This is a genomic window from uncultured Psychroserpens sp. (genome assembly GCF_947492715.1).
GTDB lineage: Bacteria > Bacteroidota > Bacteroidia > Flavobacteriales > Flavobacteriaceae > Psychroserpens.
In genome coordinates this window covers 333,868-347,971 of the sequence record NZ_CANLNS010000002.1, presented here as the reverse complement: position 1 = coordinate 347,971, position 14,104 = coordinate 333,868, and the positions used below count along the sequence as shown (strand labels likewise).

Genomic DNA, 14,104 nt, shown 5'->3' with positions numbered 1-14,104 from the left:
TCTTAATTTTTTTACTTACATTTAGTAAAACTTAATTTAGACTTATAATGCCATACCAAAAATTTGAAGAATACAATATCCAAGTAACCGATGACGTTAAGCAGCGTTATGAACAAATCATAAAGGAGTTAGGAGAGGACACTAAACGCGAGGGACTTTTAAAGACGCCAGAACGCGCTTCTAAAGCTATGCAGTTTTTAACACAAGGCTATGATCAAGATGCCGCAGAGATTTTGAAAAGTGCAATGTTTAAGGAGTCTTATAATGAAATGGTCATTGTTAAAGACATTGAGTTGTATTCTCTTTGTGAACATCATATCCTTCCATTTTTTGGAAAAGCACATATTGCCTATATTCCTAATGGACATATTGTGGGTTTGAGCAAAATACCAAGAATCGTAGATGTATTTTCTAGACGTTTGCAAGTGCAGGAGCGTTTAACCGAACAGATCTTGGATTGTATCAATAACACCTTGAAACCTGAAGGGGTTGCTGTTGTTATAGAAGCATCTCATATGTGTATGATGATGCGAGGTGTGCAAAAGCAAAACTCTACCACCACAACATCTGGTTTTAGGGGTGCTTTTAAAAATATGGAAACACGAACAGAGTTCTTAAAGCTCATTAGCGAAAAATTGTCATAAACCAATATTTGGAACACTATTTGCTTTATAATAAGTAAATTACAAATACACTATGACATTGAAAAACACTTCAAAAAATAAAAAATTAGTATTAAGCCTTATATTGGATGCTATCGGAATGATTCCATTTATCGATATTGTTTGGGCGCCATTTTCGGGTTACTTAATGACTAAAATGTATAAAGGAAGTAAGGGTAAATTGGCTGGTATCTTTACGTTTATTGAAGAAATAATCCCAGGAACTGACTTTATTCCATCGTTTACAATAATGTGGTTTTATACTTATGTTTTTTCTTCGGAAAAACCATCAGATGAAACTGTTATTGATGTAAGTTAAAAAACAATATTAAAAAACGAAAGGCGTGCTTATAAACACGCCTTTCGTTTTTTACAAAAGAATCCTACTAATTGGCAACATCAAAAGGAAATGATGCATCAATATCGGTTTCTCCTCCAGCGTTTGTAATATCTCCATTACTTACACCAGAAGCAGATTTGTTAGGCTCGTGTCTTAGTGTTACCGTTAACGTATTATTTGTTGAAGCAGCACTAGTAGTTAAAGTAAATGCTAATCCTACTGGATTGCCGTCAGCATCTTGATCAGTATAAGCTACTGTTACACCAGAGTTATTTGATAAGGTGTAAAAGAATTGGTGATCTTCATCTTCTTCCTGAACTTCTAAGGTAATATTATCTGCAGGATCTTCAAGTTCGTTTAACACAACTACGCTTCCTGCATACGTTGTCATTGCAGCTAAATCGCCAGAAACGGTTACAACAGGTGCATTTGGTCCGTCACCATCTAAATCGCGAGTTTCTAAAGTTACTGTATCTCCACCTCCTTGTGGAATTAGAGTTACTCTTAAGGTTGTGATTACTTCTTCTTCATTTACTGGTGGTGGATTGTCATCATCACTTGAGCAATTAGTAAATGTAGCTAAAGATAAAATTGATATAAATAAATATTTAATAGTTTTCATAATTTTAAAATTTTGTGTTTGTAATTTAATTTTGAGTTAATAATTTAATTGAATTTGTAACATCACATTTCTTCCTAAGTCATCAGCAAAATAACGGAGTCTGTTCAAATATGATCTGTAATTTGTATCAAGCAAATTATTGATCGATAAAGCTAAGTTTAACTTTGTATGCTTCGTAATATCAAAGTTGATATCACTGTAAAGATGTAATAAATGGTATGCTCCTGGTGGCGTACTAATGTCTACCAAGACAGTTTGATTTGTTGAGGCAATAAAGGTTTCAAAATTATAATCAGGATAGTTTTTTTGTTCAAAAACCCATTCACTTTTCAAACTTGCAGAAAAACCATTCCATTTAGGATTGGTATACTTAATTTGATTGATTGTATTAAATGCAGGAATATCGATTAGTGCCGTGTCGTTCTTTAGATCATCACCTTTTATATAGGCCGATTTATTCAAAAGACTCAGGACATCATTGAATTCATAATTTGCAGAAAAATCAATTCCGTATAAAGCGGCATTGGTTTGCTGGTAAGCCCATACAGGAAATGCTCCTCTTATGGTTTGTTCTATCCCAGTTGGTTGTAAAAACATAAAGTCGCTAATATGATTATAAAAAGCCTCTAACAAGATATTTAAGCGTTTCTTCTCAAATGAATAACTTGCAGAAAATCGATTTGATAATTCTTGATCAAGTCTTAAATCTCCCAATTCTATTCTCGCAGCAGAGTGGTGTAAACCATCACTAAATAACTCTGAAGGGTTAGGAGGTCTACTAGCTAATGCATAATTAGCGGTAATAAAACTTTGATCATTTAATTCATATTTTAAACCTGAAGCAAATGAAAAATTATGAAAATCGAAAACAGGATTGGTTAACAATTGTGTTCCCAAATCTTCAATTACAATTGAACCAAAATCTTGGTCATAACCTTGTTGTTCCCATCTACTAGTTTGATAGAATTTTTTCGCATCGATTCTGTTAAAATCATATCGGATACCGGCATCTAATAATAACTCGTCAGAGATATCCCATTCAGATGTTATGTACGCACCAAAGTCGTAACGCTCATAATCTGGAATTAATCGTCTTACTCCAGTGTCAGGATTAGCAAAATTATCTTGATAACGCGCTAAAGCGCCAAATTTCAACTTATATGTGTCTTTAGCGTCTAATATGGCATCAGCATTTAATGTGTGCGTTTGAAGTGTCAAATCCAAAGCAGGTTTGTTTCTATCACTTCCTACACGAACATCAAATTCAAAACGTTGATTATTCTGATAATCATATTGTAATGATAATTTTCCAAAGTTTTTAAACCTCCTATAATAAGATGCTTTTATTAAATGATGAGTAACGTCTTGTTTTGGAAAATTAATGTCATAACTAAAATCATCAATCACCAAAGGTTCTTGTGTGTTAATTGCTGATACTAAATCCGCTATGTTACCAATATGAGATGCTCTTAATATCCCTATTTCATTATTCACATAACTATAAAAAATCTCAAAACCACTTTCAAATTGCTTTTTACCAGCTCTTATAGAAAGGCCTTGTGATTGAGATCCCGTATTAGTTAAATTATAATCGGGCGCTTTGAAATCTCCGTTCTTTTTAAAACTACCTTGTATGTTGGCAAACCACCCAGAATTAAAATTTGAGTTTAAACTTGTAGTTAAGTTGTACCCTCTACCATTGGTTTGGCCACCAATAGTGGTTTTTCCAAATATGGTATCTTTAAGTAACGATCTAGAAGGTTTAATGACTACAATCCCGCCAATAGCATCACCTCCATAAGCTAATGTACCAGAACCCTTGATTACAGAAATTTGATTAGCAGAATTAATATCAATGTTTGGAGCATGTTCAATACCCCATTCTTGATCTTGCAAACGTACGTTATTGTTTAAAATTAGCAAGCGGCTACTATGCATCCCATTAATCATTGGTTTAACAATCGTGTTACCTGTATTAATAGATGATACCCCTGAAACTTCTTTTAAGGCATCTCCAAGACTTAAAGAACTATATTTTGCGAGCTCTTTAGACTTTATTGTGGTTTCTTGTGCTGTTTTGGTTTCTTTACGTGCAACACTGTTCTTAACAGTAATTTCACCAAGTTCTTCAATATGATGTTCTAATGCGATTTCTTTAAATAAATCACTATTCATATTGAACGTAACAGTTTTAGTTTCGCAACCAACGTGAGAAATAACCAAAGTTAGGTCACCTTCGCAAAGATCTTCTATCTTAAATTTACCATCAATATCTGAGGTTATGTAACGGTCTAAGTTTTTAATATAAATTGTTGCTGCAGAAATAGGAGAGGCATCATGAAAATCTGTGATTTCTCCTAAAAACGTCAACGAACAATTTTGAGCATTTGTAATTCCAAAAAATGAAATCGCAATGCATAAAAAATAATATTTCATTGAAAATTGTTAAATGTGTATAATGCTAAATATATAACTACATTGAACAAGGAGGCCCCCTTAAGAAAGAGAATAATTGCTGATGACTTTTTAAGAAATTATGATAAGGAATAATAGGTTTATATATCGTATCATCTGCTGATAACGAATAATCTTCTAATTGAATATATAAGCTATTACTTAACTTAAATTTATAAAATTCACAGTCAACATCAACATTATGAAAATGAGTTTGATTTTCATCAAAACAAACCTCATGTTCATGACTGCTTAAGGCGTGTGAAAATTTAACAACAGAAGGCACAATTAGCGTAAAAGCTAACAAAAGCGCCACTAACTTAGTAGATATGTGTTGTTTTTTATCTGACATTATTCCTTAATGAATTTACCAAACCCGAATCGTTTCAACATTTTCTTTTCAAATTCCCAGAAAAATTTAAACTGACCAAAAAGCCAACCAAAGGCGACCAAAAGGATTTGGTAAAAAATTAGGCCAATGATAATAAATAAAGCCCAATAAATAAAGGGATTTAAGTTTTCTTTAGTAATTCCGAATAGTTGCGTTATTGGTCGTCCAACAAAGACAGAGGAGGAGCCAGTGATGGCAAATACAATAAAAATACGTATCATTTCCCATCGGTAGGAAACGATCCACTTTGTTTCAAGCTTTTTAAAAACAAACAATGTTAATTTTAAAAGTATAAACATCAACAATATGGCAACGCCTATAGTTACTGTGATATGAAGTGTTTTAGTAAAGACTAATGCCAATTTATAGGCACTATATCCTAATCCTATTAACCCCAAAACTGGGAACAATAGTTGCCAGTTTTGTTGTATTTGCCATTTTGTTTTAAAGTCTTTTAACATAGCCTAAATTTGCTATGCAAAGATACTTTAAATTCTAGGAACAAATGTGGATAATTGTTGTTTGTGCGTAAGTTGAAAGTATATAAAGTAATTATAGAGTTTATAGTTTACGTCATAACCATAATCTATATGAGGTTGATAATCTATTTGCATTTCATAAAGGTTGGGATCAAACCTATTTACTTGTAATACTCTAGTATTCCATTCTCTTACAAGAATTGTATTTCTGGCTTCAAGAAATGATTGAGAATAATAACCTTCGGGTCTTGCCATCGAGGCTAACCAACCATTAAAACCAGGTTCAATAATTAAAATTTCATACTCAATGTCGTCGTTGGATATTTTAACGATATCCTCTTCAGGAATATTGTCTTGTGCGGTGTCATTACCTACAGTTTGAGCCGTTCCACAATTAAATAATAACAAGCCCATGACTAAAAGGCTAAAATAATGTTTCATCTTTTTTTCTTTTAAAGTTACAAAAATCATTCCGAAGCATTTGTATGCTAATGATTTTAACCATTAATTTTTAAGTTGAATCAAAAGTATGACGAATAAATTGTTTCCTAAACTAATAATGAGTGAAGTCATGCTTTGAATGAGTCAAAAGGGTATAAAAAAAAGCCAAACATTTTGTTTGACTTTTTTAAATGCTTTAAGTCTATTTTATTTGCCAAAAAGACCACCAAGTAAACCTCCAAGTCCACCTTTTTTCTTTGAACCTCCTAATACCATTCCTGCAACATCATCAATAACGCTTCCATCGCCATCTGCATCTAAGATTTTCTCTAAGAAACTCTGTTCTTCTTTTGCTTGATTTCCACCAAGAAGACCTCCTAATAAGCCACCCAAATCATTTGGTGAACTTACATTGTTTTGTCTAGATTGTTTTCCTAAAACACCCATTAAAATAGGAGCAGCCACTTTTAAAATATTTCCAACAGAAGCTAAATCGATACCAGATTTCTCACCAATAATTTTTTCAACACCTTGTCTTCTATTACCAAGAACATGTCCTAGAATTTTATCACCATCTGTTTTAACGTTATCATTAACGCCACCTCCAAATAGGCCACCAAGATTATCTAAAATGCTTCCATCATGTTTCTTATTGCTAAGAGCGCCCATTAAACCTTGTGCACCTTCTGGTGTTGATGCATTTCGTTTCATAGCTGCCATTAATACTGGCAAAGCCATGGTTAATACATCTTGTGTTTTGTTTTGTGGTTGTCTTGTTTCATTTGATACACCACTAATAATTGTTTTACCAAGGTCACTGTTTAATAAGTCTAAAATTCCTGACATAATTGTTTTTAAATAAAGTTAATATAAGTTGGACATTCAATTTACAAAAAAAAGTCCTAACATTAAGTAGGACTCATTTTTTTTGTTTAGGTCACATTTTAAAATGCTATGATTTTAAAATGCTAATAATTTGTTCGGCTAATTCCGTTCCAATTCTATCTTGAGCTTCGTTGGTAGCCGCTCCAATATGAGGAGTAAGTGAGATATGCCCATTCATTAGTACTTGAACAGCAGGGGTTGGTTCTTCTTCAAAAGTATCTAATCCTGCAAAGGCTACTTTTCCAGATTCGATGGCTTTTACCAGAGCAACTTCATCAATAACACCACCACGCGCAGCATTAACAATACCAACGCCTTCTTTCATTAAAGCAAAGTGCTTTTCGCCAATGACGTAATCTTTTTGTGCAGGAACGTGAAGTGTTACAAAGTCGGCGTGTTTTAATACATCCTTCATTGGTTCTGTTTCAATATCTACATTAATAAACTGTCCGTTGTAAAATTCAACCTTTACTGTTGCTTTTCCAACAAATTTATCGCTAGCGATAACCTTCATTCCAACGCCAAGAGCTATTTTAGCAACTTCTCGACCAATTCTACCAAAGCCAATGATACCAAGTGTCTTACCTCTAAGTTCTACACCTTTAGCATAGTTTTTCTTTAAGGCTTTAAATCGTGTGTCACCATCTAAAGGCATATTTCTATTAGAGTCGTGTAGAAAACGAACGCCTCCAAATAGATGAGCAAAAACCAACTCTGCAACAGATTGCGACGACGCAGCTGGAGTGTTAATAACATGCTTTCCTTTACTGCGTGCATAATCAACATCAATATTGTCCATACCTACACCACCACGACCAATTATTTTTAAATGGTCGCAGGCATCAATTAAATCTTTCCGAACGGTTGTTGCACTGCGTACTAGGAGCACGTCAATGTGGTTATCGTTCAAATAATTAATGAGTTGTTCTTGGGCTACAGTTGTTGTTGAAACTTCGAAACCAGCATTTTCTAATGCTGCAATCCCGCTTGGTGAAACACCATCGTTTGCTAATACTTTCATTTAATTTTATTTATGCTTTTCTTTCTAATTCACTCATAACATCCACTAAAATGCCAACACTTTCAAGAGGTAATGCATTGTACATTGATGCTCTATATCCTCCAACACTTCTGTGGCCATTTAAACCGTTAATACCAGCGTCTTTAACCATAGTTTCAAAAGTTTCTTTTAAATCTTCATTGGCTAAAGTAAAGGTGGCATTCATAGTTGAGCGATCTGCTTTTGTAGAAAATCCTTTAAATAAAGGGTTGAGATCTATTTCAGAATATATGAGTTGGGCTTTTTTATCATTTTCTTTTTCAATAGCTGGAATTCCTCCTAAATCTTTCAACCATTGCAATGTTAGCATTGATACATAAACTGAAAATACAGGAGGCGTATTAAACATACTACTTTTGCTTATATGAATTTTGTAATCCATCATTGATGGAATTTTTCGAGACACTTTGCCTAGAATGTCTTCTTTGACTACAACCAGAGTAGCTCCTGCAGGTCCCATGTTTTTTTGAGCGCCAGCATAAATTAGGTCAAATTTTGAAAAATCCAACTGACGAGAAAAAATATCACTACTCATATCACATACCATAGGTATTGGTGAATTTGGAAACGTTTTCATTTGAGTTCCAAAAATAGTGTTGTTTGACGTGCAGTGGAAATAGTCATAATCTGTAGGAATGTCATAACCTTTTGGGATATAATTGAAATTTGCATCTTTTGACGAGGCTACTTCATAAATATCATCATATATTTTTGCTTCTTTAATTGCTTTGTCACTCCAAGTTCCTGTATTTAAGTAACCTGCACGTTTTTCAAGCATGTTAAGGGCAACCATTAAAAATTGCGTACTGGCACCACCTTGTAAAAACAAGGCTTTATAACCTTTGCCTTCTAAGCCAAGAAGTTCTAAGGCTAATGATCTGGCTCTTTCCATCACATCAACAAAAGGTTTGCTACGATGCGATATTTCCAAAAGTGATAATCCATTATCAAAATTTATAACGGCTTCAGATGCTTTTTGAAGCACTTCTCCTGGTAAAATACATGGTCCGGCGCTAAAATTATGTCTTTTCATTTATGTCTATTTTTATTTCCGAAAGAACGAAAAATATATTGTGTTTTCAATTCTCACAAAGGTGGTAAATTCTCATAAAAAATGCAGTAAAATACCGATATTTTATTAACAGATTGTCAACGAAAACGAAATAGTATCCACATCATCTGCATAGTCCCATAAATTTGGTAATTGAGTTTGTCCAAACTTCACTTCACTTTCATTAACACCATTCCCAACAATGCATTGTATCTTATCTTTCTTTGCTTCCAATACATTTAATAGTTCTTCTTTAGAACTGTAAGTTTCATAAAATACGGTTGCGATTGGAGATGAAAAGCTTTCATCTTCTTTAATCATGAGGAATCCGTTTTCAAGCATGTCAAATTCGCTCATTAAATACACTGCTTTATTATAATCGTAGTTATTGGCATATTTTGCTTGATGGATAATTGGGTTCCAATCGTACATAGCTTTGAAAAAGCTGTCGAAATTATAGTTATGAGGTACAAATAATTTTGACACATTTCTGCAGCCAAGTCCATAATATCTAAAAATATCTTCCGAAAGCGCCTTAAGTTCTTCACTGGTTTCGCCTCCAGATAATACAGCTATAGAGTTTCTGTTTTTTCTTATTATGGAAGGCTTGTCTTTAAAATAATACTCAAAATAACGCGCTGTATTATCGCTGCCAGTAGCAATAACGGCATCAAAATTTTCCAATTTTTCTTCGGTAAATACAATTCTGCCTTTAAATTCTGGCTCAACATGCTCTAAATACTTAGCTAAATAGGGAAGTAGATGCTTGTCGTTAGACGATTGTTTTACAAGTACCTTTTGTCCTGAAATTAATACAGATAAGAAATCGTGAAATCCAACTAAAGGAATGTTTCCAGCCATAATAATGGCAATAGTTTTTAAATTTTCAGTATTAAAGTGATACTTTGATAGCCATTCATTAATAGTGCTGTTTGTTAGTTGTTTAGACCATCCATCAATTGAAAATAGAACATTCTCTTGAGTAAACCAGCCATTATGCTCCTGAGCCAATTTTATTTGATGTTTAAAGCCATCAAAAAATAGATCATTGAAAGCTACAGGCTGATTTTTTTCAATAGCTTTTTGAGAAAACTGGCTTAAAAATTCGCCTAGTTTTACAAATGCATTAATTCTTTGTTGTAAATCCATATTGTGTTTGGTTATACGATGTTTTGGCTTTATTTTTGCAACTGCAAATTTACGTAAGCAAACTCAAAAGAAAAATTACTATGGCAATTATAATAACAGATGAATGTATTAACTGTGGTGCATGTGAACCAGAATGCCCAAACACAGCTATATACGAAGGTGCTGATGACTGGAGGTATAATGATGGAACAAGTTTAGAAGGAAGTATTGTTTTGCCAAATGGAAATGCCGTTGACGCCGAGGAATCGCAAGAACCTATTAGTGATGAGATTTACTATATAGTTCCAGATAAGTGCACAGAATGTAAAGGATTTCATGAAGAACCTCAATGTGCTGCTGTTTGTCCTGTTGACTGCTGTGTTCCTGATGACGACAATGTAGAGTCTGAAGAAGCGCTTCTTGGTAAACAACGTTTTATGCATCCAGAAGATTAATTAGTAAAAGGACTAAATGATAAACAAAACCTGAGCACTATTGCTCGGGTTTTTTGTTTAAATTGCCATTATGGATCGTCAAAATAAAGAAGGCTATACTGGATTTTGGAAACATTTCGGTTGTGTCCTTATGATTGTTATAGCTTGTGTATTTATATGGGTTATCTATAATATTGTAAGCTTATCATTTTTAAAGTGACACCTTATGAAAGCATGGTACTGGCAATAAACACAGTTTTTTTCTGTTAGTGATTGATATGAAATGGGTTGTACTTGTATCTTTTGTTTTTTGTTTGTGCTCTTGTTCTAATGCTAAGGAGGAGAATAAGTCTTTAACGCCTATCCTGATAGACTATGTAGATAACATGCCATATCTCATGCATGAAAAAGATATAGACTCGACATTTGAAATTATAGTCTCAGGGTCTATCAATAGATTCCAATTAGGGGACACTTCAAGTTATTCTATCAAAAACAAATTTAATATAGTAAATGAGAATATAAAAGGGTTTATGTGCTGTCATAATACTTACAAATATGACTCATTAGGATTATTAGTAAAGAGAAATTTATTTACAGATTATTCTGAGTTGTTTGTTTACGAAAGGCAGCGTAAAGGAGATACTATTTTTGAATCTAGAGTCTCAAATGTAAGTTGGTCTATATATTACACTTATGTCATTCAAAATGAAAGACTAATATCTCGCGTTGGACAATTGGGTAAAGGAGCGTTTCCAGAAGACTTGGATTTTTATGATGTTACTCATTTTGAGTATAACGAAGACAATCTCTTAGTCAAGAAAATTAGAACACGAAAAAACCATCCTAGTGGTGAATTTCAATTTAAAAAGAATGTACTACGCTACAATTGGAATAATGGTGTTTTAAGACTAGTGGAAGATAAAATGTATGCTGAAGAAGATGCTAAAGATCCTTTGTATACCATAACTACAGATTTTGATTCTATAGGTTTTCCATCCCATAAAACAATACAATATAAAAAAGACACCTTATGTCAACTCTCGATACAACGGAGCAAACAAAAGAGTGTCTTTTCCCCTTACTAGGTAACCTCTCTTTTTAGCTATGGTCTTTTTTTGACTGTTCTTTCATAACTTTAATGACTTCCTTACTAAATGACGTGCTGTCTTTTTGCTCATTTTCTTTAGATTTAATGTATGCTCGTTTCTTTTTGAATAACTGATTGAGCTTGGTGTAATTTTCTTTTCTCTTGTTAGAAAGGGATTCTATATATTCCTTTTTTTCTGAAACACTTAAACCTTTGAGTTCTTTCGGTAATTCACTTTCTTTTATCTTATCTAAATTTAACTTTCCGTCATCATAATCACTTATAATTTCGTTCGTACCATAAGCCCCTTTTTTTCCTACTTTACTGCTTTTGTATTCGGCACGCGCACTATTGGCAGTTACAGAACCATCATCATAAACCTTCATCGATTTGCTCTTTTTGTTGTAATTGTATTCGCGTTCTGCATGTGTTCCGTAATACATCCTTGAGTCGTCAATGTCTTTTGAAAGTGCATTAATTTCAGAATCATAAGGTGTAGCAATAGTATAATCTTTTGCATTTTGATCTAGTTTTAAAAACTGACCATTGGTGCATGTAGACATTTGTTTAAAATGTGTAATGGCGTCTAAACAACTGTTGCCAAGTTTTATGGTATTTATAACAATGCCTTTTGATGCGGCTAGTTTACAACTTTCAGTATATTTTACATCATTTTGATAATCCATGTGAGGAGGGCAATCTCCAACAACAAAAATGGTTTTATATGTATTTGCTTTCGAAGACCACTTCATGTCAATCACAGATTCATGTAATGCTTGATTAACACTTTCAGGTGTGTCGCCTCCGCCATCTGCGGTGATTTCAAGTAAGTCGGCATAGACTTCATCAAGATCTGTGGTCATTGGAATTTGTCGAGTTATAAAATTGTCCCCGCGATCTCTATAAAATATCATGCCCATTTTTAAGGTGTCTACCTCATTGCTTTGGGCCAGTTCACTAACAATATCCCAAATCTTTTCTTTGGCAGTATCTATGAGCCCACTCATACTGCCAGTTGCATCCAAACAGAAGACTATTTCAGTGTTTTTTGTAAGTGTTTCATTGATAGTTTGCTCTTTAAGAAGCGTATTTGATTTGGCAATGTCTAATGATTCTGAATCATTCTTTGTGTTTTTTTTACAACCGAACACAAAAATTAAGACGATGAAGAAACTGAGTTTTTTGAACATGACAATAGAATTTGAATTAAAAGTATATAGTTATATTAATTCTGGAAATGCTAAACTAGTAAGCGGGTCATATCATTTAGTAAGCGTGCCTTTTTAGCTAGGGAACGTATTTATATCATCAGAGAACAATCTATTTTGACACATGAAACAAATTTCAAGGAATGAAAGTATAAAATCACTGAATTATAATTGACTATCAAAAAACGAATATTCAAGCATTATTTTATTCTAATTAATTACCTTTGCACTCGCAAAAACAAAACTTATGAAAGCTGGAATTGTAGGACTGCCAAATGTTGGAAAGTCAACCTTATTTAATTGTTTGTCTAATGCTAAAGCACAAAGCGCAAACTTTCCTTTTTGTACTATTGAACCAAATATTGGCGTAGTTAATGTACCAGACCCTAGACTCCAAAAATTAGAATCTTTGGTTAACCCAGAACGTGTGATGCCTGCAACAGTAGAAATTGTTGATATAGCAGGTTTGGTAAAAGGAGCGAGTAAGGGAGAAGGTCTTGGTAATCAATTTCTTGGAAACATACGTGAAACCGATGCGATTCTTCATGTATTGCGTTGTTTTGATAATGACAATATTGTACATGTAGATGGTAGTGTTGATCCTATACGAGATAAGGAAACAATAGATATGGAGTTGCAACTTAAGGACTTAGAAACTGTCGAAAAGAAACTTGATAAGGTAAAGCGTGCAGCAAAGACTGGGAATAAGGAAGCTCAAAAAGAGGAAGCTATATTGTTAAAACTCAAAGAAGGACTCGAAGCAGGAAAATCGGTAAGAGCATTAGAGTTTAGTGATGATGAACAGGAAGAATTTGTAAAGCCAGCACAACTTATTACTTCAAAACCAGTAATGTATGTGTGTAATGTTGATGAAGGTAGTGCAGTTAATGGAAATACTTACGTAGAGCAAGTGATAGAAGCTGTTAAAGATGAAAATGCAGAAGTGCTTGTATTGGCCGTTGGTACCGAAGCCGATATTAACGAATTAGATGACTATGAAGAACGTCAAATGTTTCTTCAAGATATTGGATTAGACGAACCAGGTTCATCTAAATTAATCCGTTCAGCCTATAAATTGCTAAACCAACAAACCTATTTTACGGCAGGAGAGAAGGAGGTGCGCGCTTGGACTGTAGATATTGGAGCAACTGCTCCTCAGGCAGCTGGCGTTATTCACACCGACTTTGAAAAGGGCTTTATTAGAGCTGAAGTTATTGCTTATGATGACTATGCAGATTATGGAAGCGAATCTAAGGTGAAAGAGGCAGGAAAAATGCGTGTTGAAGGAAAAAATTATATCGTAAAAGATGGAGATGTCATGCATTTCCTATTTAACGTATAATGCCTTTAATTGAAATCAAAAAGCATGTCAAGGCAAATGTTCAAATTTGTTTTGAGCTCTCACGTGATATTGATTTTCATACATAAACCCTAGTACATTCAAACGAAAAAGCAATTGCAGGAAAAACTTCTGGTTTAATCCAGCTGGATGAATGGGTGACATGGGAAGCCAAGCACCTAGGGTTTAAACAGCAGCTTATTTCAAAAATAACTCAATTTGAGACGCCTCATTATTTTGTAGACGAAATGGTTTCAGGTGCTTTTAAATCGTTTCGACACGAGCATATATTCAAAGCAAAAAATGATGGTACATTGATGATCGATAAGTTTGATTTTAAAGCACCTTTCAGTATCTTTGGTAGATTAGTAAATATGTTGTTTTTAAAACGCTATATGACTAATTTGTTGCACACTAGAAATAGACATTTAAAGTAAAAAGCAGAAGAATTATCACATATTCTCTAAAACAGCAATGTTCTCAACAAAATTGGGCTTTTATTGTTAATTACTTTGTGTAA

15 protein-coding genes are annotated in these 14,104 nt (G+C 33.6%); 5 read left to right on the top strand and 10 right to left on the bottom strand.

What is annotated here, in order from left to right:
• Positions 1-47 precede the first annotated feature (47 nt).
• Together folE and Q0787_RS08415 are read left to right on the top strand one after the other, a co-directional pair.
• On the top strand, positions 48-644 hold the full coding sequence (gene folE / locus Q0787_RS08420) for a GTP cyclohydrolase I FolE (protein WP_298901991.1): 597 nt from the start codon (positions 48-50) through the stop codon (positions 642-644).
• Between the two features lie 52 nt (positions 645-696).
• Positions 697-981, top strand: coding sequence for a hypothetical protein (locus tag Q0787_RS08415; RefSeq protein ID WP_298901989.1), 285 nt, complete (start codon positions 697-699; stop codon positions 979-981).
• A gap of 67 nt (positions 982-1,048) precedes the next feature.
• Here Q0787_RS08415 and Q0787_RS08410 read toward each other — a convergent pair whose 3' ends face one another.
• The 9 genes from Q0787_RS08410 to Q0787_RS08370 form a co-directional block, all read right to left on the bottom strand.
• Positions 1,049-1,624, bottom strand: a complete 576-nt coding sequence (locus Q0787_RS08410; protein WP_298901988.1) for a type 1 periplasmic binding fold superfamily protein — start codon at positions 1,622-1,624, stop codon at positions 1,049-1,051.
• A 36-nt stretch (positions 1,625-1,660) separates the two neighbouring features.
• Positions 1,661-4,060: a TonB-dependent receptor gene (locus Q0787_RS08405; RefSeq protein WP_298901987.1), complete on the bottom strand. Its 2,400-nt coding sequence runs from the start codon at positions 4,058-4,060 to the stop codon at positions 1,661-1,663.
• A 37-nt stretch (positions 4,061-4,097) separates the two neighbouring features.
• The gene (locus Q0787_RS08400) at positions 4,098-4,430 is read right to left on the bottom strand and encodes a hypothetical protein (protein WP_298901986.1); all 333 of its coding nucleotides are present in this window, start codon (positions 4,428-4,430) and stop codon (positions 4,098-4,100) included.
• Positions 4,430-4,930 carry a DUF6787 family protein gene (locus tag Q0787_RS08395; RefSeq protein WP_298901985.1) on the bottom strand — a complete coding sequence of 167 codons (501 nt, stop codon included), beginning with the start codon at positions 4,928-4,930 and terminating at the stop codon, positions 4,430-4,432. Before Q0787_RS08395 ends, Q0787_RS08400 begins: the two co-directional genes overlap by 1 nt.
• 27 nt (positions 4,931-4,957) lie before the next feature.
• The gene (locus Q0787_RS08390; protein ID WP_298901984.1) at positions 4,958-5,389 is read right to left on the bottom strand and encodes a DUF6146 family protein; all 432 of its coding nucleotides are present in this window, start codon (positions 5,387-5,389) and stop codon (positions 4,958-4,960) included.
• 207 nt (positions 5,390-5,596) lie between these two features.
• Positions 5,597-6,235 (bottom strand): DUF937 domain-containing protein, encoded by a 639-nt coding sequence (locus tag Q0787_RS08385; protein WP_298901983.1) that lies wholly within the window; start codon positions 6,233-6,235, stop codon positions 5,597-5,599.
• Positions 6,236-6,341: 106 nt separating this feature from the next.
• The gene (locus Q0787_RS08380) at positions 6,342-7,295 is read right to left on the bottom strand and encodes a D-2-hydroxyacid dehydrogenase (RefSeq protein ID WP_298901982.1); all 954 of its coding nucleotides are present in this window, start codon (positions 7,293-7,295) and stop codon (positions 6,342-6,344) included.
• 10 nt (positions 7,296-7,305) lie between these two features.
• Entirely contained in the window at positions 7,306-8,367 is a 1,062-nt protein-coding gene (gene serC / locus Q0787_RS08375) for a 3-phosphoserine/phosphohydroxythreonine transaminase (RefSeq protein WP_298901981.1), read from the bottom strand.
• Positions 8,368-8,472: 105 nt separating this feature from the next.
• Positions 8,473-9,534, bottom strand: coding sequence for an acyl-CoA reductase (locus Q0787_RS08370; RefSeq protein ID WP_298901980.1), 1,062 nt, complete (start codon positions 9,532-9,534; stop codon positions 8,473-8,475).
• An 80-nt stretch (positions 9,535-9,614) separates the two neighbouring features.
• Between Q0787_RS08370 and Q0787_RS08365 the strand changes: the two genes are divergently transcribed.
• Positions 9,615-9,968 carry a 4Fe-4S dicluster domain-containing protein gene (locus tag Q0787_RS08365; protein WP_298901972.1) on the top strand — a complete coding sequence of 118 codons (354 nt, stop codon included), beginning with the start codon at positions 9,615-9,617 and terminating at the stop codon, positions 9,966-9,968.
• Positions 9,969-10,225: 257 nt separating this feature from the next.
• A complete protein-coding gene (locus tag Q0787_RS08360) occupies positions 10,226-11,035 on the top strand; it encodes a hypothetical protein (protein ID WP_298901971.1) in 810 nt (269 codons plus the stop codon).
• Positions 11,036-11,048: 13 nt separating this feature from the next.
• On the opposite strand, the gene Q0787_RS08355 is transcribed toward Q0787_RS08360, so the two are convergent.
• Positions 11,049-12,227, bottom strand: a complete 1,179-nt coding sequence (locus Q0787_RS08355) for a vWA domain-containing protein (RefSeq protein ID WP_298901968.1) — start codon at positions 12,225-12,227, stop codon at positions 11,049-11,051.
• Between the two features lie 265 nt (positions 12,228-12,492).
• Between Q0787_RS08355 and ychF the strand changes: the two genes are divergently transcribed.
• Positions 12,493-13,587: a redox-regulated ATPase YchF gene (ychF, locus tag Q0787_RS08350; protein WP_298901967.1), complete on the top strand. Its 1,095-nt coding sequence runs from the start codon at positions 12,493-12,495 to the stop codon at positions 13,585-13,587.
• The last annotated feature ends 517 nt before the right edge of the window (positions 13,588-14,104 follow it).